General features: G+C 35.8%; 28 protein-coding genes. 16 read left to right on the forward strand and 12 right to left on the reverse strand.

Going from position 1 to position 26,513, the window contains the following annotated elements:
- Positions 1 to 67 precede the first annotated feature (67 nt).
- Positions 68 to 799, forward strand: a complete 732-nt coding sequence (gene pflA / locus PSR14_RS03220; RefSeq protein WP_000238472.1) for a pyruvate formate-lyase-activating protein — start codon at positions 68 to 70, stop codon at positions 797 to 799.
- A gap of 412 nt (positions 800 to 1,211) precedes the next feature.
- Complete coding sequence (locus PSR14_RS03225) at positions 1,212 to 2,378, forward strand: diglucosyl diacylglycerol synthase (protein ID WP_000594702.1); 1,167 nt, start codon at positions 1,212 to 1,214, stop codon at positions 2,376 to 2,378.
- A 365-nt stretch (positions 2,379 to 2,743) separates the two neighbouring features.
- On the opposite strand, the gene PSR14_RS03230 is transcribed toward PSR14_RS03225, so the two are convergent.
- The 4 genes from PSR14_RS03230 to PSR14_RS03245 form a co-directional block, all read right to left on the reverse strand.
- Positions 2,744 to 2,863, reverse strand: coding sequence for a YfhE family protein (locus tag PSR14_RS03230; protein ID WP_000358480.1), 120 nt, complete (start codon positions 2,861 to 2,863; stop codon positions 2,744 to 2,746).
- A 110-nt stretch (positions 2,864 to 2,973) separates the two neighbouring features.
- The gene (locus PSR14_RS03235; protein ID WP_000914738.1) at positions 2,974 to 3,531 is read right to left on the reverse strand and encodes a GNAT family N-acetyltransferase; all 558 of its coding nucleotides are present in this window, start codon (positions 3,529 to 3,531) and stop codon (positions 2,974 to 2,976) included.
- Between the two features lie 241 nt (positions 3,532 to 3,772).
- The gene (locus PSR14_RS03240) at positions 3,773 to 4,903 is read right to left on the reverse strand and encodes an amidohydrolase (protein ID WP_000698301.1); all 1,131 of its coding nucleotides are present in this window, start codon (positions 4,901 to 4,903) and stop codon (positions 3,773 to 3,775) included.
- Between the two features lie 140 nt (positions 4,904 to 5,043).
- The gene (locus tag PSR14_RS03245; RefSeq protein WP_000684389.1) at positions 5,044 to 5,949 is read right to left on the reverse strand and encodes a TIGR01777 family oxidoreductase; all 906 of its coding nucleotides are present in this window, start codon (positions 5,947 to 5,949) and stop codon (positions 5,044 to 5,046) included.
- An 81-nt stretch (positions 5,950 to 6,030) separates the two neighbouring features.
- On the opposite strand from PSR14_RS03245, the gene recX reads away from it, so the two are divergent.
- On the forward strand, positions 6,031 to 6,843 hold the full coding sequence (gene recX, locus PSR14_RS03250; protein ID WP_000268520.1) for a recombination regulator RecX: 813 nt from the start codon (positions 6,031 to 6,033) through the stop codon (positions 6,841 to 6,843).
- A gap of 9 nt (positions 6,844 to 6,852) precedes the next feature.
- Positions 6,853 to 7,170, forward strand: a complete 318-nt coding sequence (locus PSR14_RS03255; protein ID WP_001057035.1) for a YfhH family protein — start codon at positions 6,853 to 6,855, stop codon at positions 7,168 to 7,170.
- A 64-nt stretch (positions 7,171 to 7,234) separates the two neighbouring features.
- Here PSR14_RS03255 and PSR14_RS03260 read toward each other — a convergent pair whose 3' ends face one another.
- Together PSR14_RS03260 and PSR14_RS03265 are read right to left on the reverse strand one after the other, a co-directional pair.
- Complete coding sequence (locus PSR14_RS03260) at positions 7,235 to 7,387, reverse strand: YpzG family protein (protein ID WP_000122093.1); 153 nt, start codon at positions 7,385 to 7,387, stop codon at positions 7,235 to 7,237.
- 38 nt (positions 7,388 to 7,425) lie between these two features.
- Positions 7,426 to 7,584: a small, acid-soluble spore protein K gene (locus tag PSR14_RS03265; protein ID WP_000517891.1), complete on the reverse strand. Its 159-nt coding sequence runs from the start codon at positions 7,582 to 7,584 to the stop codon at positions 7,426 to 7,428.
- Positions 7,585 to 7,705: 121 nt separating this feature from the next.
- Here PSR14_RS03265 and PSR14_RS03270 point away from each other — a divergent pair, with 121 nt between their 5' ends.
- Positions 7,706 to 7,972, forward strand: a complete 267-nt coding sequence (locus PSR14_RS03270; protein ID WP_000998157.1) for a YfhJ family protein — start codon at positions 7,706 to 7,708, stop codon at positions 7,970 to 7,972.
- 24 nt (positions 7,973 to 7,996) lie between these two features.
- Here PSR14_RS03270 and PSR14_RS03275 read toward each other — a convergent pair whose 3' ends face one another.
- Entirely contained in the window at positions 7,997 to 8,977 is a 981-nt protein-coding gene (locus tag PSR14_RS03275; RefSeq protein WP_000379131.1) for a metal-dependent hydrolase, read from the reverse strand.
- A gap of 149 nt (positions 8,978 to 9,126) precedes the next feature.
- On the opposite strand from PSR14_RS03275, the gene mutY reads away from it, so the two are divergent.
- Entirely contained in the window at positions 9,127 to 10,224 is a 1,098-nt protein-coding gene (gene mutY, locus PSR14_RS03280) for an A/G-specific adenine glycosylase (RefSeq protein WP_000171405.1), read from the forward strand.
- 186 nt (positions 10,225 to 10,410) lie between these two features.
- On the opposite strand, the gene PSR14_RS03285 is transcribed toward mutY, so the two are convergent.
- On the reverse strand, positions 10,411 to 10,635 hold the full coding sequence (locus tag PSR14_RS03285; RefSeq protein WP_000289263.1) for a hypothetical protein: 225 nt from the start codon (positions 10,633 to 10,635) through the stop codon (positions 10,411 to 10,413).
- A 125-nt stretch (positions 10,636 to 10,760) separates the two neighbouring features.
- Between PSR14_RS03285 and PSR14_RS03290 the strand changes: the two genes are divergently transcribed.
- The 4 genes from PSR14_RS03290 (at position 10,761) to PSR14_RS03305 (ending at position 14,088) form a co-directional block, all read left to right on the forward strand.
- On the forward strand, positions 10,761 to 11,042 hold the full coding sequence (locus PSR14_RS03290) for a gamma-type small acid-soluble spore protein (protein ID WP_098487591.1): 282 nt from the start codon (positions 10,761 to 10,763) through the stop codon (positions 11,040 to 11,042).
- A 188-nt stretch (positions 11,043 to 11,230) separates the two neighbouring features.
- Positions 11,231 to 11,491, forward strand: coding sequence for a YgaB family protein (locus PSR14_RS03295; protein ID WP_000997582.1), 261 nt, complete (start codon positions 11,231 to 11,233; stop codon positions 11,489 to 11,491).
- Between the two features lie 251 nt (positions 11,492 to 11,742).
- Positions 11,743 to 12,273, forward strand: coding sequence for a DUF402 domain-containing protein (locus tag PSR14_RS03300; RefSeq protein WP_000506628.1), 531 nt, complete (start codon positions 11,743 to 11,745; stop codon positions 12,271 to 12,273).
- A gap of 54 nt (positions 12,274 to 12,327) precedes the next feature.
- On the forward strand, positions 12,328 to 14,088 hold the full coding sequence (locus tag PSR14_RS03305) for an ABC transporter ATP-binding protein (protein ID WP_098487590.1): 1,761 nt from the start codon (positions 12,328 to 12,330) through the stop codon (positions 14,086 to 14,088).
- Positions 14,089 to 14,101: 13 nt separating this feature from the next.
- On the opposite strand, the gene PSR14_RS03310 is transcribed toward PSR14_RS03305, so the two are convergent.
- The 3 genes from PSR14_RS03310 to hemL all read right to left on the reverse strand — a co-directional run bounded on the left by PSR14_RS03310 (position 14,102) and on the right by hemL (position 21,391).
- The gene (locus PSR14_RS03310) at positions 14,102 to 15,190 is read right to left on the reverse strand and encodes an aromatic acid exporter family protein (RefSeq protein ID WP_000765784.1); all 1,089 of its coding nucleotides are present in this window, start codon (positions 15,188 to 15,190) and stop codon (positions 14,102 to 14,104) included.
- Between the two features lie 260 nt (positions 15,191 to 15,450).
- The gene (locus PSR14_RS03315) at positions 15,451 to 19,887 is read right to left on the reverse strand and encodes a glutamate synthase-related protein (RefSeq protein WP_016716391.1); all 4,437 of its coding nucleotides are present in this window, start codon (positions 19,885 to 19,887) and stop codon (positions 15,451 to 15,453) included.
- 199 nt (positions 19,888 to 20,086) lie between these two features.
- Positions 20,087 to 21,391 carry a glutamate-1-semialdehyde-2,1-aminomutase gene (gene hemL / locus PSR14_RS03320; protein WP_000260535.1) on the reverse strand — a complete coding sequence of 435 codons (1,305 nt, stop codon included), beginning with the start codon at positions 21,389 to 21,391 and terminating at the stop codon, positions 20,087 to 20,089.
- 121 nt (positions 21,392 to 21,512) lie between these two features.
- On the opposite strand from hemL, the gene PSR14_RS03325 reads away from it, so the two are divergent.
- The 6 genes from PSR14_RS03325 (at position 21,513) to perR (ending at position 25,805) form a co-directional block, all read left to right on the forward strand.
- The gene (locus PSR14_RS03325; RefSeq protein ID WP_000843643.1) at positions 21,513 to 22,526 is read left to right on the forward strand and encodes an ATP-binding cassette domain-containing protein; all 1,014 of its coding nucleotides are present in this window, start codon (positions 21,513 to 21,515) and stop codon (positions 22,524 to 22,526) included.
- A complete protein-coding gene (locus tag PSR14_RS03330; protein ID WP_098487589.1) occupies positions 22,519 to 23,310 on the forward strand; it encodes an ABC-2 family transporter protein in 792 nt (263 codons plus the stop codon). Before PSR14_RS03325 ends, PSR14_RS03330 begins: the two co-directional genes overlap by 8 nt.
- A 4-nt stretch (positions 23,311 to 23,314) precedes the next feature.
- Entirely contained in the window at positions 23,315 to 24,100 is a 786-nt protein-coding gene (locus tag PSR14_RS03335; protein WP_000639354.1) for an ABC transporter permease, read from the forward strand.
- 72 nt (positions 24,101 to 24,172) lie between these two features.
- A complete protein-coding gene (locus tag PSR14_RS03340) occupies positions 24,173 to 24,577 on the forward strand; it encodes a potassium channel family protein (RefSeq protein WP_000964357.1) in 405 nt (134 codons plus the stop codon).
- A gap of 44 nt (positions 24,578 to 24,621) precedes the next feature.
- A complete protein-coding gene (gene bcp / locus PSR14_RS03345; protein ID WP_000237200.1) occupies positions 24,622 to 25,077 on the forward strand; it encodes a thioredoxin-dependent thiol peroxidase in 456 nt (151 codons plus the stop codon).
- Positions 25,078 to 25,376: 299 nt separating this feature from the next.
- Positions 25,377 to 25,805, forward strand: coding sequence for a peroxide-responsive transcriptional repressor PerR (perR, locus tag PSR14_RS03350; protein WP_000237831.1), 429 nt, complete (start codon positions 25,377 to 25,379; stop codon positions 25,803 to 25,805).
- A gap of 209 nt (positions 25,806 to 26,014) precedes the next feature.
- Here the strand turns inward: perR and PSR14_RS03355 are convergent, their stop codons facing one another.
- A complete protein-coding gene (locus PSR14_RS03355; RefSeq protein WP_000025063.1) occupies positions 26,015 to 26,371 on the reverse strand; it encodes a YgzB family protein in 357 nt (118 codons plus the stop codon).
- Between the last annotated feature and the right edge of the window lie 142 nt (positions 26,372 to 26,513).

The raw sequence follows: 26,513 nt of genomic DNA on the forward strand, positions 1-26,513 counted from the left end.
GAAAAAAGTGTCCCTCTGCATTTTATAAATAGCAGAGGGAGGCTGTTTCAATAAAGGAGGAAGTAACATGGTAAAAGGAAGAATTCATTCTGTAGAGTCTTGTGGTACTGTTGATGGCCCAGGAATTCGTTATGTCATATTTACACAAGGGTGTTTATTACGTTGTCAATATTGTCATAATGCTGATACGTGGGAGATCGGTAAAGGAAAAGAAATAACAGTCGAAGAAGTAATGCAGGATGTGACATGTTACCTTCCTTTTATTGAAGCTTCCGGAGGCGGTATAACAGTTAGTGGTGGGGAACCATTATTACAACTAGATTTCTTAATTGAATTATTTAAGAAGTGTAAGGAAATTGGAATTCATACAACAATTGACTCTTCGGGTGGTTGTTATTCTGAAGAACCAGAATTCCAAAATAAGCTAGATATTTTAATGGAGTACACAGATTTAGTTTTATTGGATTTGAAACATATTGATTCAAAGAAACATCGTAAATTAACAGGAAAACCAAATGAACATATTTTACAATTTGCTCGTTATTTATCGGATAAGAATAAACCGATTTGGGTACGACACGTATTAGTTCCTGGCATTACTGATAATGAGGAGGATCTACAAAAACTATCTAGTTTTATTCAAAGTCTGTCTAATGTTCAGAAAGTTGAAGTGCTACCATACCATAAGCTTGGTGTATATAAATGGGAGGCACTTGGGCATAAGTATCCACTCGCAAATGTAGAACCGCCTACTGAAAAAAATGTAGAAGAAGCAAGACATATTTTACAAGCAGTCTAATCCAAATGTTGGGTTAGGCTTTTTGCTTTCTTTACAATAAAACCTAGAGTATATATGGAGAAAAGAGTATACTGAAAATAGAATATCCATATTTTTGTAAGGAATAAGTGGAGAAATTTACATAATTGTAAAGGGAAATCAAAATAGTAAAAAGAATTAAGAAGTAAAAGAGTGAGTATCATGGAATAGAGAACATTTGTAAGTTATTGCGAAAGCTCTTATAGGAAAGTATAATGTAAAGATATGAGCACAGATAGGATTAAGGGGTCAATCTTATATGCTTTGCATATCCACGACAGGTACATAGCTGAAAGAGAAATATTAGAGTCTGTTTATGTAATTTTTAAGGAAAATGTTTTTCCTATTGTCGTATATGCAATATGGAGAAACAATAAGCTAGGAGTGGATTTGTTTGATAAAAAACCCCAAGGTTTTAATATTAACTGCACATTACGGAAACGGTCATGTGCAAGTAGCGAAAACATTAGAACAAACATTTCGCCAAAAAGGAATTAAAGATGTAATTGTATGCGATTTGTTCGGAGAATCACATCCGGTTATAACCGATATTACAAAATATTTATATTTAAAAAGTTATACAATAGGAAAAGAATTGTACCGCTTGTTTTATTATGGCGTGGAAAAAATTTATGATAAAAAAATAGCATCTTGGTATGCTAATTTTGGAAGAAAACGTTTGAAATTACTTTTACAAGCGGAGAAACCGGATATTGTTATTAATACGTTTCCGATTATAGCTGTACCAGAATTAAAAAAGCAAACAGGTATTTCAATTCCTGTGTATAACGTATTAACGGATTTCTGTGTGCACAAAATATGGATTCATCGGGAAGTAGATCGTTATTTTGTAGCAACTGATCACGTAAAAGAAGTTATGGTTGATATTGGTGTGCCTGCGGAGCAAATTGTTGAAACTGGAATTCCGATTCGTAGTAGTTTTGAGTTAAAGATCAATTCAGATATTATATATAATAAATATCAGTTATGTAAGAATAAAAAGATTTTACTAATTGTAGCAGGTGCTCATGGAGTATTAGGAAGTGTAAAAGAACTATGCCAATCATTTATGTCAGTACCTGATTTACAAGTAGTTGTTGTTTGTGGGAAAAATGAAGCGTTAAAACAGGATTTGTTAGGGTTACAGGAAAAAAATCCTGATGCATTAAAAGTATTTGGTTATGTAGAAAATATTGATGAACTATTCCGTGTTACTTCTTGTATGATTACAAAGCCAGGCGGTATTACGTTAAGTGAAGCGGCAGCATTGCAAGTACCTGTCATTTTATATAAGCCTGTTCCAGGACAAGAAAATGAAAATGCGATGTACTTTGAAAGAAAAGGGGCTGCAGTTGTCATTCGTGATGATAGTGAGGTTTTTGCAAAAACAGAGGCGTTATTACAAGATGATATGAGGCTTCTTCAAATGAAAGAAGCGATGAAAAGCATTTATCGTCCAGAGCCAGCTGATCATATTGTGGATACAATTTTGGCAGAAAACCATGTAGAACCGAATCATATACCTATTAAATCACCTGCTCTTGCACAATCATTTACTTAATATGAAACCCTCTTTTGTATGTTTAAAGAGGGTTCTTTATTATTTTCGAAGATAAAGACTTATCCACATAAAGAGTGCGCTTTCATTAAACAGTAAAGTCGGAATATTAACAACTATATCCACATTATCCACAATTTTTAGAAAAATATCCACAATTCTAACATTTGATGTGCGTTACGATATATAAACTGGTGAAAGGTTTGCCTAATTTATTCACAATTCTATAAATTATGTGGATAACGTTATCCACATAAAAAAGGTTCCTTATTTATAAGGAACCTTTTTCCTACTCTATCACGTAGAAAAAATATGTAATGAGAATGAATAATTAGGGGGGGGAGAACTTCTAATTATTCATTCTCACTTTAAATACTTTTCGAGCGATAACCCGCTGCGCGATCTGCTTTACGAAATTCTCGTTGGTAGAGAACTTCTTGTGTACTAGATAATGCGTTTTTTGCTTTATCACGTTTCTTTTTATCCATTACAAATCACCTCGTGTCCTAAAGTCACTATTTATCGTTTCCAAAGACATGGGGTGATATACGTATATATCAAAATGTTAATGGTTAATTATTATTTCTGAAAATTTAGATTATGCTTCTTTTAAGTGATGAGAATCTTGGAACGTTGTATCTCGCATTGTAGCAAGTGTATATTGATCTTTTGGAATTTCATATAAGTTATATACTTCTTCATTTGCGTTAATTTCATCATAAACGGCTTTTCTTGTTTCGTTTGCTAGGTTTACATATTGTAATTTTTCTGCAGCTTTAATAGAACGAATATTTATTTTGCGAATACGCATAAAGATCGTTTCAATATCTAACTCGTAGAAAAGTTCGCTAAAAAATGAATCTTTTGCCAATTTATTGTAGCCTTTTCCGTGATAAGGTTTGCCAAGCCATGTTCCAAGGAATCCGGCTTTTTCTTGCACATCAAATAAAGTAATTGTTCCGATAGGGTTACCCCATTCATCTAAAATTGTGCGTGAAATTAATTCCCCACGCTCTTCAGCTTCAATCGTTTGTTTCGTTAAAAATAAATATTCCTCATAAGAATAAGCCTTTTGACGCACAAAAGGGAAGACAGCTGGATCCACCATTAACTCGTATAGAACGTGGCTGTCGTGTAAGTCGCGTTTTTTCAACATACTAACTCCTCCTCACACGAGGGTAGCATGACGAAAAAACACCCCACCCTCGAAATTTTTATATCAATCTTTAAAAAATTTCGGGGTGGGAATCGAACCCACTAGAACCAGTTTCTAACGCTGGTGGCGCACCATTTGCCTTCCCCATTCATCAATTTGAAAATGATAATCACGACACAAATTGATTATGGTTTCATTCAGTTTATAATCGTATAATACTTTATCTAGTCAAAAAAATAAACTAGTTTTTTTTATTTTTTTTGTAAATTATTTTTCCATCAATCATAGTTAGTACAGGCTTGGCTAAATAATGGAAAGGATGATGGGTCCAGAGCACAAGATCAGCGTCTTTTCCAGCCTCAATGCTTCCAATTCTATCCTCTAAACGTAAATTTCGCGCTGGAAATATAGTGATTCCTTCTAGTGCAGTTTTTTCGTCTAATCCTTCCCTTACTGCGACAGCAGCACAAACATTTAAATATTGAATGGGTGTATAGGGGTGATCTGTTGTGATGGAAACTTCCACTCCATTTTTTGATAATATATGGTAAGTATCCCATGTTTTATTTTTTAGTTCGATTTTAGAACGGCGTGTAAGCGTGGGGCCAACTGAAACCTTCAAATTGTGTTTTGAAAGTTCTTCAACAATAAAGTGTCCTTCTGTACAATGTTCAATACGTAAATCAAGATTGAACTCTGTTGCAAAGCGTAGAGCGGAACTAATATCATCTGCTCGGTGAGCGTGGATACGTACGGGTATTTCACGGCGTAATGCTTTTAAAATAGGAAGCATTCGAAAATCTGCTTCATGCCCGTAGTGCTGTGCTTCATAAAATGATTCCCGAAGTAATCCCATAATTCCCATACGCGTAATGGACTCTTTTGTTCCATTACTATGGACTTTTTTAGGATTTTCGCCAAAGGCAATCTTTAAGCCAGCAGGTTCTTGAATGATCATATGATCAATACAAGTTCCGGCTGTTTTTATTACACAAGTCGTACCACCGATAATGTTTTGACTTCCTGGCATAACGTGAACAGTTGTAATTCCATTTTGTACCGCATCTTTAAATGCAATATCCAAAGGGTGGATTCCGTCTAAAGAACGGATATGGGGTGTTGAAACTTCAGACGTTTCATTTGCATCATTGCCAGCCCAACCAGTACCTTCATCATAGAGACCAAGATGGGTATGGACATCAATAAATCCAGGTAAGAGATGAAGAGCACGTGCGTCTATAACTGTCATATCTTGAGTAGGTTGAATGGAAGGCTTGACCTCAGCAATTTTTTCTCCTATAACGAGTACATCCCCTTGAAATTTTTGGGATGTAATAGGATAGACAATGGCTTGTTTGAGCAATATTTTCATAGGTACCTCATTTCTGTTACTTTATAATGTTAATGGAATGTAAGGGAAAGTAACTGAAAGATTATTTGTGTAATAATGCTCCGGATGCTAGAAAATAAAAGTTTTGAAAGGGCCCTCTGTAAAACTGTGTTTTAGAAGTACTACATTGTATGCGAAAGTATATTTTGTAATGCATGGTCTATTGACGGAAATGTGTATTGATACCCATACTCAATTGCTTTACTAGGTAATACATGTTGCCCTTCTAGTACAAGTATGCTCATCTCGCCTAATAAAGCATGAAGCATAAATGAAGGGACAGGTAACCAATGAGGTTTTTTTATTATAGTTGCAATGATTTCTCCAAATTCCTTCATTCTTATAGGATCAGGAGCTGTAATGTTAAGAGGTCCATCAATTTCTTCTTTGTGTATGATGAAATCAATCATGGAAGCGACATCGTCTATATGAATCCATGATAACCATTGATTTCCAGATCCAACTGTACCTCCGATATAGAATTGATAGGGAAGTAGCATTTTTGGAAGGGCTCCTCCGTCTGGACCTAATACGACTCCGAATCTTGCGTAGATTGTCCGTATTCCGAGAGCACGTGCTTTAGATGCTTCTTGTTCCCATGAATATACTGTATTTGCTAAAAAGTCATTTCCAGGAGTCACATGCTGTTCTGTAAAAGACTCGGTTTCAGATGTTCCATAGTATCCAATTGCACTTGCGTTAATAAATGTGTGTGGTTTTGTAGGGAGTGCCTGCAATTGTTTAATGAGTCCTTTTGTTGTTTGAATTCTACTGTTTAAAATGACTTTCTTTTGTTTCTTTGTCCATCTACTATTAATAGACTCTCCAGCTAGATTAATAACTATATCAATAGAAGAGAGGGGGAAGGTTTGTAAATCTGGTGTCCATTGTACATACTGAAGGTTAGGATCGGAAGTTTCAGCAGTTTTTTTTCGTGAGAGAATATAAACAGTATATCCTTTTTGAATAAAAAAGGTAGAAAGGTATTTACCTATAAAGCCGGTACCACCAGAAATTGCGATTTTCACAATTATTTCCTCCTCATTATATATATTCTTGAAAAGCAAAAACGTTCCTCGACTATGTTAAAATAATAGAGAGGTGAGAGTATGGCTGTCATTACAAAAATAGAAGTACAAAAACGATCGAAAGAACGGTTTAATATTTATATCGATAAAGGTCAAGGTGAAGAATACGGATTTAGTGTGAATGAAGTAATCTTAATAAAACACGGATTACAAAAGGGCTTAGAAATTGATGAAATAGCGTTAGGAAATATTTTGTACAATGAAGAGGTACAGAAAGCATATTTACAAGCAATCTCCTATTTATCCTATCAAATGAGAACGAAACTAGAAATAGAAGATTTTTTACGAAAAAAAGAAGTGGGACAAGCCATCATCTCTGAAGTCGTTTCGAAATTATTACATGACCGATATATTAATGATAAAGAGTATGCTATTTTATATACGAGAACGCAAAGTAATGTGAATCGAAAAGGTCCAACGGTTATTAAAAGAGAGTTGTTAAATAAAGGTGTTCAGGATCTAATTATTACGCATAGTTTACAAGAATATCCGAAGGAAAAGCAAATTGAGAATGCTTTAATTCTTATAGAAAAGAAGAAAAAGTCTTATCAAAAGCATTCGTTTTTACAAATGAAGCTAAAATTAGACGAAATGCTTGTTCGTAAAGGATATTCTAGAGATGTGATTCAAATTTGTTTAGAAGAATTGAAAGACGAAAAAGATGACGAAAAGCAACAAGAAGCGTTACACTATCATGGGAACAAATACTATGAGAAATATAAGAAGTATGATGGATGGACGTTTGAAAATAAGATGAAACAAGCGTTATATCGTAAAGGATTCTCTATTGATGAGATAGAGATATTTTTGCAAATGAAACGTGAAGAGGGATGAGGGAATAAAATGAATATGCCAAAACGCTACAGTGAAATGACACCATATGAGCTAAGGGAAGAAATTGGGGTTTTGAAAGAGCAAGCAATAAAAGCTGAGCAACTTGGAATTGTAAATGAGTTCGATGTATTAATGCGAAAGATAGCAATGGCTCGCGCTTATATGACTGACATAAACAAATTCCATATTGGTGAAACGTATGAATTAGTAGAAGAACCTGGTATATTATTTGAAATTACGTATTTCAATGGGGTATTTGCTTGGGGACATAAGCAAAATGATAATGAAGAGATAGGAATACCGATTTCTTTATTACAAGAAAAATAAAAACCAGAGAGCGAATATCTCTCTGGTTTTCATCTTTGGTAGGCGTTACAGGAGATAGGAGATTCTAAAATTGGCGTTTTTTACATTCATTCGCCAAGATAATGAGAGACTGGGTTTGTTGCGTCTGTCCGTTAACTTGCGCTTTTGCATGTTTCGGACGAGTCCACGTATGGTTAAATAATTCAGAACGACTATCTAAGCGATCACGGTAGCTCATCTTTATCACCTCGTGTAGGAAGTTAAGTTACTTTGTTACTACTCTTCCTGCTGATTTGCAGCACGCATACGTTCTTGTGGGTGCGTGTTAATTGTGCCGTTAGGTCGCTTCGAAGCGAAGCGTGATTTCGCTTTCGGTTGACCGTCGATTTTGCTGTTGTTTTTTGACTCAGACCAAAATTCGGCTTGTTTACCCATTGCGAACGCCCTCCTCATCATCAGTTGATACCTCTTGAAGAAGTATCAATTATAGAATGTGCAAAATAGAAGAAACTATCCTTTAGAAATGAAGGGATAATTAGGTAAAGGAGATTAGAACATGAATGATATTTATGAAGCATTAACGAAAGAACTATTAGACAAAAATGACAAGCTTTCTTATGCACAAGCGCGTGCTTGGGTTGAATTACTGTGGGAAGATTTTCAAACGACTTATGCGAAATCAGGTCGTTATCAAGGAGAAGAAATGACTGAACAAGTTGTGCGATCATGGATTAATAATCATGGAGGACGCCTTCATGAAATGCGTACAAATAATCCGAAATATAGCCATCTAATCAATCAAGAAGATCATTTGAAACATTAAAAAAAGCGACTGAAGTCGCTTTTTTTAATGTGGAAGTAACTCCAGTTTTTTTCGAAGTTTTTCTTCACTAAAAATCCATCCTGTATAGGAACTAATAATATTTAAATTATGATCGAGTTGAACGATCGCAACGAATGGATAATAGTCTTTACTACGATATCGCAAATCAATGAATCGAACTTCATAATAATGATCATAATCGAAAATGTCCCAGCGATATACAGGGGAGAAAGATAAAAATGCTGAGATGTTTTCATCTTGTTTAGCTGCGCGCATAATAGCATTATCTGGGAACGGTACCCGATCGAACTTATCATAGATCATAATGTTACCACGATGCCATCTAGCAACGTAGTAATAATCGGTTGTAACGACTGCTAAATGATAATGATAAAATCGATAAGAAGGAGAAATGATTATCTTCTCAACATTTTTGAAACGTTTTTGTACAACACTTCTTATATTTCTATGCATCATAATCCGTCCGATGTAGTAAACAATCATTAATATATACGCTGCTAAGGCAGTATATCCTTTATGGGAACCTACGAGCATACAAGCAATTGCGAGTATATGGATAAAGAAAATGACGGTATCAAATGTATTAATGATGCCGAGCGCTACCCATTTTTTTGTGAAGGGCCGTAATGCTTGTGTACCGTAGGCATTAAAAATATCTACAAAGACATGAAGAAAGACGGCAATAAAGGACCAAAGTAGTAGATGCAAATATGGAGCGTCTGAAAAGAAGGCGAAAGAGATGCCACTTATAAGGAAAGACCAAAGAATCACTGCAGGAATGGAATGAGTAATCCCACGATGATTTCTTATATATTTAGCGTTATTACGCAATTTTAAAACTGTATCGATGTCAGGAATATTGGAGCCGGCAATTGTAGCAAGCATAACTGCTTGTGGCCCAATATCACTTTGTGCTATGGCTGGATCTAACGTGGCCAAACTGCCTAGAGTAACGCCCATAACAAGGTGAGTGGCTGTGTCCATAGAAATCCACCTCCGTTTTTTATTAATGTAACTCTTTTTATTCGATACCTCAAGTCCTTTGCCTTCTATTTCCTATGTCATCTTACTTAAATTTTTTCCTAAAATCTTTATAATAGTACTTATATGCAAAAAAATGAGGGGGACCAAGTTTGACACTTGAAATATTAAATAATTTTAACATAGAGCAGTTTCAAAATGATTTAATTGGTTGGTTTGAAAAAGAGCAACGCGACTTACCGTGGCGTAAAAATAAAGATCCATACCGTGTTTGGGTTTCGGAAATTATGTTGCAGCAAACTAGGGTAGAAGCTGTAAAACCATATTACGCAAATTTCATGGGGAAGTTTCCTACTCTAGAAGCTTTGGCAAATGCTGATGATGAAGAAGTGTTAAAAGCATGGGAAGGTTTAGGCTATTATTCTAGAGCGCGAAATTTACATGCAGCCGTAAAAGAAGTAAAAGAAGTATATGGCGGGATTGTACCAAGTGATGTAAAGAAGATTGAGAAATTAAAGGGAGTCGGTCCCTATACAAAAGGTGCTATTTTAAGTATCGCATATGGTATACCAGAGCCGGCAGTTGACGGAAATGTTATGCGTGTATTATCTCGCATTTTATCAGTATGGGATGACATTGCAAAACCAAAAACGAGAAAAGTGTTTGAAGAGATTGTGCGTGAAATTATTTCGGCTGAAAATCCATCTTATTTTAATCAAGGTTTGATGGAATTAGGAGCATTGATTTGTATTCCTAAAAATCCAGCATGCTTACTTTGTCCTGTACGTGAGCATTGCAGGGGATATGCTGAAGGTGTTCAAAAGGAATTACCAGTAAAAAGTAAAGCGAAAGCCCCTACGATGGTACCGATCGTTGCAGGAGTACTTCAAACTGAAGATGGTCGTTACGTCATTAATAAACGTCCAAGTACCGGTTTATTAGCTAACATGTGGGAGTTTCCGAATATTGAACTTGGCGAAGGGATTCGAAGTCAGAAAGAACAGCTTACAGATTATATGAAAGAAAAATTTGAGCTCTCGATTTCTATTGATGAATACGCAATGAATGTACAACATACATTTACACATCGCACATGGGATATATTCGTATTTTACGGAAAAGTAACTGGTGATATCGTTGAAACAGATACATTGAAATTTGTATCGAAAGAAGCATTTGAGCAGTTACCTTTCTCTAAATCACATCGTACGATTTATGAGAATTGTGTTGAGAAAATTACAATGCAATAAAGTGAAACTTTAATCAGTGGGGGTTTTCTTCATCCCCACTGATTATCAACCCTCACCAATCGGGCTTTAATGGGCAGCCTTACCCCCACCTCACTTCTTTGCTTTCGCTGCATTTTGAGGTGGGGGTCTTACTGCCCATTAAAGCGGGATAAACAAAAAAAGTGTTCCCAGGTTGGGAACACTTTTTTAATCGTAAGAAATTTTTGTCCCATGAGTCCAACTAGCATCACCTTCTTGTAAGCCGCCTCTTGATTCAATTTCTATTACAATTTCTTTGTAGATACTTTGACCTTCTGCATTTAAATACGGCAAAATCTGTTGTAATGAATGATGAAAATAAGCCAATTCATCTTCTTTCCACTCACTTTTTGAAACCATCGTTAGTTCAGTCATATCGCGTCCTACATACATATTCCCACCTCCATTTTCTATAGTTTGAATGAGTAACAAGAGATATATGCGGAATTTTTTCAAAAGAAAATTACGGATAGCTTCTAGTTGAATTGGTTACATTATTGATTGTGGAGGTGAGAAAGATGAGTAAAAAACAACAAGGTTATAACAAGGCAACTTCTGGTGCTAGCATTCAAAGTACAAATGCTAGTTATGGTACAGAGTTTTCAACTGAAACAGATGTGCAAGCAGTAAAACAAGCAAACGCACAATCAGAAGCGAAGAAAGCACAAGCTTCTGGTGCACAAAGTGCAAACGCTAGTTATGGTACTGAATTTTCAACTGAAACAGACGTGCATGCTGTGAAAAAACAAAATGCACAATCAGCTGCAAAACAATCACAATCTTCTAGTTCAAATCAGTAATGAAAGAAAAACACTTCTCTAATTCGAGAGAAGTGTTTTCTTTGTGCTTTGGTCATGGGAATGAAAATAAAACGAACGACATAACTTCTAATAAGTCAACAAATGTAGTCAAAGGAGAAGGAAGTTAAAGATTAGAAATATGTAATGAGGAATAATAAATGATAAATAAGTCCAAAAGGGGGTAAGTAATGAACGATTTTGATAAGTTGGTAGGAGAGCAATTGGAAACGATGGATGAGTTGTTGAAGTTACAAGCTCACCTAGAGAAGTATCAGCAAATTGAAATGAGCGAAAAGGATACGTGCGATAAAAAGGAATTACATTTTATCCGCCAAGAAATATATAGAACAGAATTAGCGCTCAAGCTATTACATGAGAAATTTGAAGAGCAAACAAATAGTGTGATTCAATCTTTTGAAACTGAAAAAATGATTTCAAATTTAGGATAAGATATATTGTTGCCTTTAGGTGAAAGGTCCTTCTGTACATGGAAATGAGGAAGGACTTTTTTTATTCTCATTTCTTCCTTTATAAAATGTTAAGCGAAGATCCTTGTTTCTTAATAGGATTAAGGATATCGTATTCAGTGTAAAATATAGAGTCTTATCGCTTTAGTTTTAAAATTTCGACAAAAAAGTTATAATAGAAAAAAAGTGAATGCAGTTCAAAGGGCATTTGCAGTTGAAGGAAGGGAGCATATATGGGATTTCCCAAAGAAGGAGAAAAAGTACAAATACATAGTTATAAACATAATGGCTCCATTCATAGAATGTGGGAAGAGACAACGATTTTAAAAGGGACACAAAGTCTTGTGATCGGAGCAAATGATCGTACAGTAGTGACAGAATCAGATGGCCGAACATGGATTACTCGTGAACCAGCAATTTGTTATTTTCATGCAAACTACTGGTTTAATGTGATTGGAATGTTAAGGGAAGAGGGCGTATATTATTATTGTAATTTAAGCTCACCTTTTGCATATGATTCTGAAGCGTTAAAGTATATTGATTATGATTTAGATATTAAAGTGTATCCAGATATGACATATACACTTTTAGATGAAGATGAATATGAAAAACATAGTCAAATTATGCAATATCCACCTGTAATTGATACGATTTTAAAACGAAATGTAGCACAACTAACACAATGGATTCATCAAAGAAAAGGGCCATTCGCACCAGACTTTGTAGATATGTGGTATGAGAGATATTTAATGTACAGAAATTAAAACAAACCTGCAGGGGATTTCCCCGCAGGTTTGTCCTATTAGAGGGGGGATTATGTGCAAGGTATAAAAAGATATTTGCAATTTGTTAAACCATATCGATGGCTTATTGCTATTACGATTATGATTGGTCTAGTTAAATTCGGCATCCCGCTCATTATGCCGTGGTTATTAAAGTATATTATTGATGATGTCATTCAGGGCGGAGGGTCACTTCAAGATAAGACGTCCCAACTAGTAACAGCGATTGGGATTGCCTTTTTTATTTTTGCAGTGTTAAGACCACCGATTGAATATTATCGTCAATATTTTGCGCAGCGTATCGCAAATACAATACTATATGATTTGCGAAAACATATTTTTGGTCATTTACAAAAGTTGAGTTTACGTTATTATTCGAATACAAAAACAGGGGAGATTATTTCGCGTGTCATTCATGATGTAGAACAAACGAAGGATTTTGTAATTACTGGTTTGATGAATGTTTGGTTAGACACGGCAACAATTGCTATCGCTATCATTGTTATGTTTTCTATGAATATAAAATTGACATTTGTTGCGCTATTAATTTTACCTATTTATGTAGTGGCAGTGAAATATTTTTTCGGGCGTCTTCGAAAATTGACGAAAGAGCGTTCACAAGCGTTAGCAACGATGCAAGGGTATTTACATGAACGTATTCAAGGGATGCAAGTGACACGTAGCTTTGCATTAGAAGAGTATGAAGGGAAGCAATTTGAAAAAAGAAATAATGAATTTTTGACGAAAGCGTTAACACATACGAGTTGGACGGCGAGAACATTTTCGGCAGTAAATACGTTAACAGATTTAGGGCCGTTACTCGTGATTGGTTTTGCGGCGTATGAAGTGATTCAGGGGCAGTTAACCTTAGGAACTATGGTTGCCTTTGTTGGATATATGGATAGTTTGTATAGTCCACTTCGCCGCCTTGTCAATTCCTCTACGACATTAACACAGTCTTTTGCATCGATGGATCGGGTGTTTGAACTATTAGATGAAAAATACGATATTGTGAATGTGCCAAGTGCGGTACAAACGAAAAAATTAAATGGTGAAGTGATATTTGATAATGTATCTTTTCGTTACAATTCGGATGAAAAAGAGGTATTACATAACCTTTCGTTAACTATGTTACCAGGAGAGAAGGTAGCACTTGTAGGAGCGAGTGGGGGAGGGAAGTCATCTCTTGCTAGTTTAATCCCGCGTTTCTATGATGTCTCTTCAGGCACAGTTTATGTAGATGGGATAGATGTTAGAAAGTATGATATGAGAAATTTACGTAGTCATATTGGAATTGTACTGCAAGATAATTTGTTATTTAGCGATACAATCGGGGCAAATATTTTATATGGGAATCCGAAAGCTACAGAGGAAGAAGTAATTGCAGCTGCCAAAGCTGCGCAAATTCATGATTTTATTATTGAGTTACCTGATGGTTATGATACTGTCGTCGGGGAACGCGGTGTGAAGTTATCTGGTGGGCAAAGGCAACGTGTAGCGATTGCACGCGTGTTTTTAAAGAATCCATCGTTACTTATATTAGATGAAGCGACTTCCGCTTTGGATCTAGAAAATGAACGATATATTCAAGAGGCGCTTCAAACGTTAGCTGCTGATCGAACGACGATCATAATTGCACATCGATTGGCGACGATTACGCATGTGGATACGATTATTTACATTGAAGATGGTGAAATTAAAGAAACAGGATCTCATGAAGAATTAATGAAAAAAAGAGGATATTACCACAATTTATATCAACTTCAACATATAACAGAAACAGCTCCTTTAGCGTAAAAGGAGCTGTTTTTTATTCGTCTTCTTTTTTATCATCGATTTTGAGTTCTGCTTCTGGTTTATGGTATGTGTAGAAGCTATCCACAAGTAAATCTAAATGCTCTACTTCTTCACTATAGTTAATAATAGCAGAAATAAGAGGGAAGAGATGTAGCCATGTTTTATATGCCTCTTCATCATCCTTGTTTTGATATTCCATAAAGATATCAATTAATTCCTGTTTACCTGTTTCAACTTCATCAAGCATTTCAACAGATTGTTGTTTTTTTGCTTTACCAATAAATTTTAATAAAACTTGTTCATGATAATGTGTTAATGAATCAAGTTCGTTCTGAATAGATTCCTGGAATTCTTCTGGCATATAGCGCAGTTCGTTTTCAGTACGATGTAATGATTTTAACGTACTTAAAGCACGACTTGTCGTCGCTAACATTTGTCTGAATAAAACAAGCTTACGAATTTTTGCGAACTTTACTTTTTTCGTATAGCTTCTTTCTTCTTTATACAGCAAATAGTAATGGTTTAGTTTGATCATTTTTTCTTTCATACGATCAATATCAGTTTTTAATGTTGTAAAATCAGAAGCTTGCCTGCTATTCATTCGAATCCATTTTACAATTTCTTCGGTATTATCAACGATGCGATGATATAACTTTGTTTCGTATTTTGGCGGCATAAACACTAAATTTACAAGTGAAGCCGCAATAATTCCAACCATAATCGTCGCAAATCGAAGTAAGGCAAAACTAAAGAAATCTTCACCTTGATACTCCATAATAGCGATAACTGTTACTAAAGCAATTGATATTGTGTTTTCTAATCGTAATTGCAATGTAAGAGCAATTACTAATATACATGTTAATCCAATAATAAAAGGATTATGTCCAAAAGCAGTAGCGAATGCGATAGCGAATACCGCACCAATGACGTTTGCTTGAATTTGTTCAAGTGCAGTTAAATACGAACGGTATACAGACGGTTGAACAGCGAAGATAGCTGAGATTCCCGCAAATACTGGACTCGGTAAGTTAAGTAAAATACAAGCAAATAAAGCTAATGTGATGGCAATACCCGTTTTTAAAATGCGAGCACCAAGTTTCATACCCTTAATAAGATCCTTTCTCTTGTCATAATGAATGTACAACATGATACTATACATTCATTACAATATGTTAGCAAGTGATATTTTAGTGACGTTAATAAGAAATTAAGATTCATTTTATACTTTTTCCTAATTCTTTTTAAACATCAATTTTTAGTAAAAAAACCTGCTGAATTTCAGCAGGTTTCAAATTGTTACTATAGATTACTATGAGAAGTGTACTTCGTCAATTTTTTTCTTGAAGATGAAAATTTGGCATATCACTCTGTTGAGATAGATGGATCAGCCTGCTCTTTTTTCGGGATGATTTCAAAAAACTGTTGCTGCATATCATCGAATAACGGTGTCAATAAAGCAACTTCCTCGTATTGCTCATGTTCATTTAATACACGGATATAATCTAGTAATAACTCGGTCACATCTTGCACACCATTTTTACTAAGTGGTTGTAATGTAACATTTGCTCCTTTTGCGATTCTTCTTTTTAAGGCCTGTTCTGTTAAACCTAAGCTTGAATCATGGCGTAAATAAACAACACCGCCAGTCATACCAGCACAAATCCATGGACCAGGATCTCCTAAAACAAGCGCGCGCCCATTTGTCATATATTCAAAAGCGAAACCTTTAATATTAGAGTATGCTCCTATATTCCCTTGTTCTTTTTCGCGGAGTGGCTTTATCATGCGTCCGCCAATTATCATGTCTGCTCCAGAGAGGCGAATGCCAGCGCGAGCATCAGCGTTACCTTGAACGTATAGCGCCCCTTTTTGTGCACCGTATCCAAAACCTTTTCCGACAGAACCGTTATAATATAGACCGTCTTTTCCTTTTGCTTTTGTTATATAAATACCACCACCAAAGGAGGTTTTACCAATACCATCTTGTGCGCCGCCGTTTACGTGTATAAATAAGTTCTCACTATTGTAAGCACCTAATCCATTTCCAGGAATCGAGCCATTCGTATACTTTAATGTAAGTGGTTCAAGCTTCGTGTCTTCATATAATTTACTACGAACGCGATAACAAGATTCTAGACCACCCATAACGCGTTGCTCTACGCCAACGCCTACTAATTCTTTTGAATGAGGAGAATGAATTGTTTCAAATTGTTTTTCTAGTACGTGTTCTGTTTTTGTACCAGATGGATGTTCTATCGTTTGTAGTAAATTACATAAGTTTAATAAATTTTTGCCTCGAACTTGTTCTAATAAATCGGAACGCCCGACAATTTCTTGTAAATTTGTATAGCCGAGATTTCCTGTTAATCGTTTTAGTTCTTCGCCAAAAGTAGTGAATAAATGTAATAATCCAGCCACGGCGCTTTCTAATTCACGCGGGACGAAGCGGCGTAATCCGTGTTCTTTCGCTTGAGCTTCAGATTCAATCTGTGTTGCGATTCCAACGTGGCAAGTATCTAGATGACATCCGCGGCAAGTTGTACAGCCAATTGCAATCATGGATAATGTACCAAATCCAATGCGGTTTGCTCCAAGGAGCATAATTTTCAAGGCATCATTCACACTTCGAATACCACCATCAGCCCAAATTTCTACTTTATGTCTCATATTTGCTTCTAATAAAGCATTGTGAGCGGCTTTCACACCAATTTCTACAGGAAGCCCTACATGTTGCAATGCGTGAATACGTGCGGCACCTGTACCACCATCAAATCCGCTAATGTTAATAAAATCAGCACCAGCTTTAGCGATACCGACAGCAATTGTTCCAATGTTAGGGACGACAGGAACTTTTACAGCTACTTTTGCAAGCTGATTAGCCGTTTTAATTTCTGTAATCATTTGAGCCAAATCTTCAATGGAATAAATATCATGGTTGTTAGAAGGTGAAATTAAATCAGAGCCAATTGTAGCATTACGCGCTTCAGCGATTTTGGCTGTTACTTTTGAACCTGGCAAATGTCCACCTTCACCAGGCTTGGCACCTTGCCCAATTTTTATTTCAATTAAGTTTGATGAATTGAGTAGTTCGGCGTTTACGCCAAATCGTCCGGACGCGATTTGTTGTCCACGTGTATGTGGATATTTTCCAATCATATCTTTAATTTCGCCGCCTTCACCGTTCAAACTAATCATATTTAGCTGATCAGCTGCTTCTGCATATGCACGAAAGGCAATTTCATTTTGAGAACCGAATGACATGGAACTAATAATAAATGGTAAATCATGATTTTGAATACTGATGGACACTTCTTCAGCCGGAACGACATGTTTTGTTTCTTTCGTTTGAACAAGATGTCTAATTGCGATTGGGTTATTTTCTTCTAATTCACTTAATTTTTCACGGTAATCATCATAAGAGTTTCCCTTTGCAACATCGCCGATTGCTTTCCAAATTCGCGGGAATATATGAAAAGATTTTCGCATTCTAACTTTAGGATTGTTATAATCGTTCGCTCGCATTTGTGCATCTTCAGCAAGTGATTCAAGAGAAAAAGCTAAATCATTTGAACCTAAGAAATTTGTAATTTGCAATATATTTGCGATTTCTTCATGTAACCCGATAGAAGAATAGAGGCGACCGTAACCACGCAATTCATGAATTCCAATTGTTGAAATGACTTTTTCCAGTCCTTTATTAAGTGCATGATATAAATTCGTAATTGGTGTTTTTGTCCCATCATTTACGGTTGCAAATAGTAAATATGGATTGATACTATCTGCTCCTAATCCATACAGTGTGACGATATCGTGTAAGGAGCGAAGGGCACCAGAACGTATAACGAGAGAGCAGTTTCGGCGTAATTTATTTTCGCTTAATACATGATGTACTTTCGCGGTAACTAAATGCGGATCAATCCATAATCGTCCATTTAGGTGAGCGTCAGCATCGTCTATTAATAATAGGGAAGCTCCATCGTTCACGGCTGTTATCGCTTCAGAACTAATTCGACTTAAGGCACATTGTAAAGTTTCTGCCTGACTGAATGTAGCAGAGATTGTAGCGATAGAGCTATGAGTATTGAATAGTTGTATAAGTTGCTCGTACGTAATTGTGTGTAATTCTTCTACAATAGATTGTGCTACACTTCCTTCTAAAATGATTGGGGAAAGCATCTCAACTACAAATGGCTGTTTAGCATCAGCCAATAAACTTGGACGTTTGCCAAGTATCGTTCGGGTGGAGAAGTGTTCAACTTCTCGATCGCGATCGATTGCTGGATTTGTAACAACAGCTACACTTTCCTTAATGAAGTCAGCGATATTTCGTCTATCAGTATCAAGTGCAGCGAGTGGTGAGTCATGCCCAAGTGAGCGAATTGGTTCAACACCTTTTGTTGCCATCTGTTCAAGAAGCTGAATATGTTCACGATCCCATCCGAAAGCAACGTATTGTTTTGTGTCAACTTGCATAGAATCACATAATCCTTGGATTTCTTTCGTTTCAGGGGTAGATAAGTTTAAATGATAATCTTTAGTATCCACTCGTTCTTTAAAACGGTCATATACTTGAGCTTGGTATTTGTCATATTCATAAAGAACAAGCTCATCTTGTTCATTCCACTTTAGTCCGACTTTTTCCCCTGGAGCGAGTGGTTTTGGTTCTGCTACATATTCAGTTGGGGATACAACTCCAGGTTCAGAAGAGAAAATATAAGAGCTTTCTGTCTCTACTTTCCATACTGGTCGTAGCCCGAGGGAATCCACGCTGAAAACAGCTTCATCTTTATAACGTGAAATAATGCCAGCTGGACCTTGTGCAAAATGGCCCCATGCTTCACGTATATACGTATATAAATCTTGTAAATGTGGTTCATAAAGTTTAATTTCATTAATAATTGGCGGGAATAGTATATCCATTGCTTCAAATAAACTGTAGTTGTATTGAACAAGTAGAGTTTCTAAGGTGCGGTTTAAATCTTGGGAGTCACTGCCCCCAGCAGTAAGTGGAACGTGAATCATTTCAGCTTGATCGCGTAATTTAGCAATTGTGTTAATTTCACCATTATGTCCGAGGATACTAAATGGTTGTACACGAAAGAAGTTAGATAATGTATTAGTAGAATAGCGATTATGTCCTAGTGTCATAGTTGAAGCAATAAGTGGGTGTTGTAAATCATTGTAATAGGCAACAAGTGTATCCCCAGCACCGAGAACTTTATATACAACGTGATCACGACTTAAGGAAGCAACATGAATCGCTTCATTTTCTTCTATTTTTATCGTTACTGTAAATAATGTTTGCTCAATATTTGTAACTTCATTTTCTGCGATAAGAGCAACTTGCCAAAATAAAGGTTCTTCTTGTTTACCAAGTGGACCGAGTGCATCGGAGTTGATTACATCATCACTTTCGAAAAGAATTGCAAAGTTTTCGTTATTTAGTTGTGTACGAATATGATTTTTTAAATTAACTATATTTTCGTTTTTGTTTAGAAAAAAATGTCCAACGATAAAGTGGGGATGATCCACGATCGTTGGATTATATCCGCTACTTTTTAATTTTTCATTCCAAAGTGATTTTGGTACATCAATGTGAATACCGATTCCATCGCCTTCGCCATTAATGAAACCAGCTCTATGATTCATTTTGACGAGCGATTGTATGCAAAGGTCAATATTTTCTTTTGTAGGAATTTTTCGTTTCTCCATAACGGAAACGATTCCACACGCATCGTGTTCCGCATTTTTGTAATCTCGAAATAAAGACGGTGTCCATGTGTTTGTTTTATTGAGCATCCGTCAATCCCCCCTCTTATGAAAGTTTGAATAATCTTACTATTTGAGGCGTGAGCAGCCTTGTATACAAAAGATAGTAAGGATATAAAATAAAATTAAACAGATAATTATGAATAATTATACTATTAATGAGGGATTTATGAAATAGAAAAAAGGAAAAAAGAAAGGTGTGCTTTCTTTTTTCCTTTTAATGGCGGGATTATTTATTGTTTGCTAAAGCAGCAAATGCTCTACCTACAGCTTCAATTGTATATTCAATATCTTCTTTTGTATGTTCTGTCGTTAAGAACCATGCCTCGTATTTAGAAGGTGCTAAGTTAATTCCTTCTTGCAGCATAAGCTTGAAGAATTTACCGAACATTTCTCCGTCTGTATCTTGTGCTGCATCGTAATCTTCAATTGTATTTGTTGTGAAGTATACAGTTAAAGCGCCTTTTAGGCGGTTTAATGTAATATCGATATTATGTTTTTCAGCCTGCTCTAAAATTCCTTTTTCAAGCATTGCACCAAGTTCATCTAATTTTTCATAAAGCCCTTCTTGTTGAAGAACTTCTAGACAAGCAATACCAGATGCCATAGAAGCAGGATTTCCTGCCATTGTACCAGCTTGATATGCAGGTCCAAGAGGGGCAACTTGTTCCATAATTTCTTTCTTACCACCGTAAGCACCGATTGGAAGTCCGCCGCCAATAACTTTACCAAGCGCTGTTAAGTCTGGTGTTACGCCAAGTAAGTCTTGAGCACCACCGTACATGAAGCGGAAAGCAGTAATAACTTCATCATAAATTACTAGTGCACCAGCTTCGTGAACAAGTTCATTCACTTTCTCAAGGAAGCCAGGTTTTGGCTCTACAATACCGAAGTTTCCAACGATTGGTTCTACAAGAATAGCTGCTACTTCATGTCCCCATTTATCTAATGCTTCTTTTAAAGTTTCTACATTATTAAATGGAACGGTAATAACTTCTTGAGCGATACTTTGTGGTACACCCGCTGAGTCAGGAGTTCCTAGTGTAGAAGGGCCAGATCCAGCTGCTACAAGTACTAAATCAGAATGACCGTGGTAACAACCAGCGAATTTCATAATTTTTGTGCGGCCTGTGTAAGCGCGAGCGACACGAATTGTTGTCATTACAGCTTCAGTACCAGAGTTTACGAAGCGAACTTTATCTAATGCAGGCATTGCTTCTTTTAACATTTTTGCAAATTTTACTTCTAGCGCTGTTGGAGTTCCGTAAAGTACACCATTTTCAGCAGCTGTTGTAATTGCTTTCGTAATGTGCGGGTGAGCATGTCCAGTAATAATAGGACCGTATGCTGCTAAATAATCGATATATTTATTTCCGTCTACATCCCAGAAATAAGCACCTTTTCCACGTTCCATAGCAACAGGAGCGCCGCCGCCAACTGCTTTAAAAGAACGAGAAGGACTATTAACACCGCCAACGATATGTTCTAAAGCTTCTTTATGTAATGCTTCTGATTTTGTGAATTTCACTACCATTCATCTCCTTACAAAAATCTATGTATTATTCTAACATGTTTTTCGAAAAGACGTATTGTTTGTGATAGAGAAGGCAGTTGGGTAAACTATTCGTTGTGACATTTAGGAAGGGGGTCCGGTTATGAAATCGGTAATTGAGGTACAAGGGTTACGTAAAGAATTTACAGCCTATTCAAGTCGTCCAGGTTTAAAGGGTGCATTTCGCGATTTATTAAATCGTAATTATAAAATAGTACCAGCAGTAAATGATGTATCTTTTACTGTGAAACAAGGTGAAATGGTTGGATATATCGGTGAGAACGGTGCCGGTAAATCAACGACAATTAAAATGCTTACGGGAATTTTGACTCCGACATCAGGAGACATTTTAGTAAATGGGATGAACCCACATAAGCAGAGGGAAGAATTTGTAAGAACAATTGGTGTTGTTTTCGGTCAACGCTCGCAGCTTTGGTGGGATATTGCCGTGCAAGAATCGTTTCGTTTATTAAAAAAAGTGTACGGTGTCTCAGACGCTCAGTATAAGGAACATATGGAGCACGTAATCGAAACGTTAGATATTGGTCCTTTGTTAGACAAGCCAGTTCGAAAGTTATCTTTAGGTCAAAGAATGCGTTGTGAATTAGCGGCGGCATTAATTCATAATCCACCGTTATTATTTTTAGATGAACCAACAATTGGGCTAGATGTACTTGTGAAATTGAAAATACGTGAATTTTTAAAAGAAATGAATGAACGTTATAAAACAACAATTTTATTAACAACCCATGATATTACTGATATTGAAGCATTATGTGAGCGCGTTATCATGCTGGATGAAGGCAATATTATGTATGACGGTTCTTTACATAATCTTCGTACGCAGTGGGGAGCAGAGAAAGAAATACATTTTCAGTTTGTCGCACCAGTTTCTTATCAGGATTTATCAATGGTTATGCCAGATAGTCATGTCGTTTGGTCGAAAGCGAAAGAGGAAAACGCGTGGATTGCCAAAATACCGAATGAAGAAGTTATTATTTCAATGCTTATTTCTAAAGTGGTACAAGCCTTTCAAATTAAAGATTTAAAAATTAACGAAGTGTCTACAGAGGAAATTATTCGTAACATTTATGAGGAAGGTATTAAACATGGGTAAGTACATTGAAATGATTCGAATTCGCTTTTTAATGATGCTTGCGTATCGTACAAACTACTATAGCGGGATTTTAATTTATACAATTAATATCGGCGCATATTATTTTTTGTGGCAAGCAATTTATAGCGGAAAAGAGAATATTGAAAGTTTATCTATTTCGCAAATGACTACGTATATCGCAATTGCGTGGATGGCACGTGCTTTTTATTTTAATAATATAGACAGGGAAATTGCGATGGAGATTCAAGAAGGACGTGTAGCGGTAGAACTGATACGTCCATATAACTATTTAGGGATGAAAGTGATGCAAGGTCTTGGTGAAGGAATATTTCGCTTTGCCTTCTTTTCAATTCCGGGTATGGTCATTGTTACCCTATTGTTTTCATTGCAAATTACAACGAACTTTCAAACGTGGTTATATTTCTTCTTATCATTAATATTTAGTTTTATTATTAATACACAAATTAATTTAATGACGGGAATGCTCACATTCTTCTTATTTAATAATAGCGGAATTATGTATGCAAAACGTGTTGTTATTGATTTGTTTTCAGGTCTATTATTACCAATTAGTTTTTATCCGTTATGGGCCCAAAAGGCAATGATGTTTTTACCGTTTCAGGCTATTAGTTATATTCCGAGTATGATTTTCTCAGAAGGTATACTAGGAAGTAAATTGTATGAGGCATTATTATTCCAAGTAATTTGGGCCATTGTACTTATTATTCCGATTGTACTCATGTGGAGAACGGCGAGAAAACGTCTAATTGTACAAGGGGGATGATGAGATGATATATATAAAACTATTTTTGCAATATGCAAGTCAATATATAAAAACAAAATTGGAGTATCGGGGCGATTTTATCGTTGGATTACTTTCTGATTTATCACTACAGGCTGTTAATTTAATCTTTATTCTTGTTGTGTTTGGACATACGCAAGCATTAAAAGGTTGGAGTAGAGAAGAAGTCATCTTTATTTATGGTTTCTTTTTAGTGCCGTTTGCCATTTTCTCAGCTTTCTTTAACATATGGGACTTTAATGATCGTTACATTATTAAAGGAGAAATGGATCGCATATTAACGAGACCGATTCATAGTTTATTTCAAATTATTTTAGAAAGAATGGAGCTTGAATCTTTAATTGGAGCGATTACGGGAATGATTGTAATGGGCTACGCAGCAGTGGAGTTGCAATTATCTTTTTACTGGTACGATATCTTCTTATTCTTGTTGATGGTAGGAGGGGGCGCACTTGTATACGGAGGAATATTTGTTACGCTTGCAAGTCTTGGTTTTTGGTCGGACGCGAAAAGTTCGATTATGCCGCTAATGTATAACATAGGGAATTATGGCCGCTATCCTGTTAATATTTATAACCGTGTGATTCGCTTCATTTTAACGTTTGTCCTACCATTTGCGTTTGTCGGAGTGTATCCAGCAGCGTACTTTTTAAGAAAAACAGAGTGGAATAGCTATGCATTTGCAACACCGCTCGTTGGTGTTATCTGTTTTACGATTGCAATTACTCTTTGGAATCAAGGGGTAAAAAGGTACCGTGGTGCAGGGAATTAATTATAAAAGCTTGTTTGTTTCTAAGGGATAAATCCAATGGCTGTCTCATACATATAAAATGAGGTGGAGGACATGTTATGGGGATTTATTCTATTAATTGTAGCAATTGCTATTTTGAGAAGTGTCCAATTGTTATGGAGTTCCTATTCAGATTCAACGCGTTTTTTTTCGCTGTATAATCTAGCCACATTATTTTTGATTTATACAACTGTACTAATTGCGTTTGGATTAAGTTATGTTGTATTAGAAGAAATGGGTTTTGCAGTTTTGAAAGAGGATGGAGAAAGCTTAAACGCTCACTCTTTTCAACTCGTTGAAATTTGTTTATATTTTAGCGCAGTTACTTTATTGTCTGTTGGATATGGTGATATATCTCCAATTGGAATTGGGCGGTGGATTGCAATTGGAGAAGCGCTAATTGGATATACATTACCGTTTGCTTTCGTGATGAGGTCTGTAATAGACAATGAAAAATAAGATGGCATTTGTTATAGTAAAAGAAAAGAATAGGAGTGATAACAATGGTTATAGTAGGAGAAATGGCTCCAGAATTTACATTAGAGGGAAGTAACGGGGAACAAGTTCGCTTAGCTGATTTTCGTGGGAAAAATGTAGTTCTATATTTTTATCCGAAAGATATGACTCCAGGGTGTACAACTGAAGCGTGTGATTTCCGTGATTCTTATGGATTATTTCAAGAGAAGGACACGGTTATTCTTGGAGTGAGTCCGGATTCGGCAAATAGACATTTGAAATTTATTGAGAAGCATGAACTTCCATTTACACTTTTAGTAGATGAGGATCATAAAGTAGCAGAATTATACGATGTTTGGAAATTGAAAAAGAACTTTGGGAAAGAGTACATGGGAATTGAGCGCTCTACATTCCTGATTAATAAAGCCGGTGAGCTTGTAAAAGAGTGGCGTAAAGTGAAAGTGAAGGGACATATTGAAGATGTTCTTTCTTATATAAAGTAAATCCATTGTGGAGATAAAATATATAGAAGTAAGGCGAGTGTCTATACATATTTTATTGTCTTACATAAAGTGAAGTGTAGGGCATACCTCCTCAGATGATAGTATTCCAAGTGCGATTATGTCGCACTTTTTTTCTATTGTAAATGCATAAAAAATAGGGAAAGATACATAAGAATAAGGCTATATACAAAAATTAACCACATACTTATAGTAGAAATATTGACGATTTATAAGAAAAGGAGTACACTCTTTATAAGAATTATAAAATAATAATCCGTATAGAATCGGGGTGCATGACGGTGGTCAAAGAAGAATTAAAAGAAGCGCTAGAAATGCTGAAAAATACGGGTGTACGCATTACTCCACAGCGTCATGCTATTTTAGAGTACCTTGTGGAATCAATGACGCACCCAACAGCGGATGATATTTATAAAGCATTAGAAGGTAAGTTTCCAAATATGAGTGTTGCAACTGTCTATAATAACTTACGTGTATTTAAAGAGGTTGGGCTTGTAAAGGAATTAACTTATGGAGACGCTTCAAGTAGATTTGATTATGTTACAAGTCAACATTATCATGTGATTTGTGAAAAATGTGGTAAAATTGTTGATTTTCCTTATGGAGGTTTGGAACAACTTGAAGAGGAAGCTGCAAAAACAACAGGCTTCGTTATTAATAGTCATCGCTTAGAAATTTATGGCGTTTGTCCAGAGTGTCATAAGGCGTAATATATAATAAAGAAAGAGGCTGACGGCTTTACGTCAACCTCTTTCTTTATTATATATGGGAATTACGTTAGGTTCAGAAGGAGTTAAAATGTTCAGTGGAGATCTAATTTAATTAAGAATAAATACAAAAGGTGATTTCTTAACCAAGAAATCACCTTTTAATGTTTAGCTCAGTAAGGATACATTTTCCTTACTGTACTCATATGTGCCTATGATTTATAGCTCTTCTTATTATATTTTTCATCAAATTCTTTTCCTTCTAGATTTCGATCCATTGTTAAAGGTTGGTTGCAATGCATACATGCGTCGACACGACCGAGCATTTTTGTAGGTTTATCGCAGCTTGGACAAATAATTTGTACAGTTTTAGTAGATAACATACCAATCCAAAAATAAACGACTGTACTAGCGATAACAGCTAAAAAGCCAACCATCATAAATGTTGTCATAATAATAATGTTCTCACGGAAAAAGACTCCTAAGTATGCAATGAAGAGGCCGATAAATACTAAACTTAATGCAAAGGTCCGGATTTTATTGATTTTGTTTGAATACTTAATGCTCATTCTCACCACGCTCCTATAACAATAATATAACATAAAATTTAGAATTTTCTATCGTGCAGAAATATGGTAAAGTGATAAGATATGAAATGCAGAAGGAAGGGAGATTATAATGATTTTTGAAACATGTTTTTAAACTTTTAAC

The organism is Bacillus sp. A01H, from assembly GCF_045277205.1.
Lineage (GTDB): Bacteria > Bacillota > Bacilli > Bacillales > Bacillaceae_G > Bacillus_A > Bacillus_A paranthracis.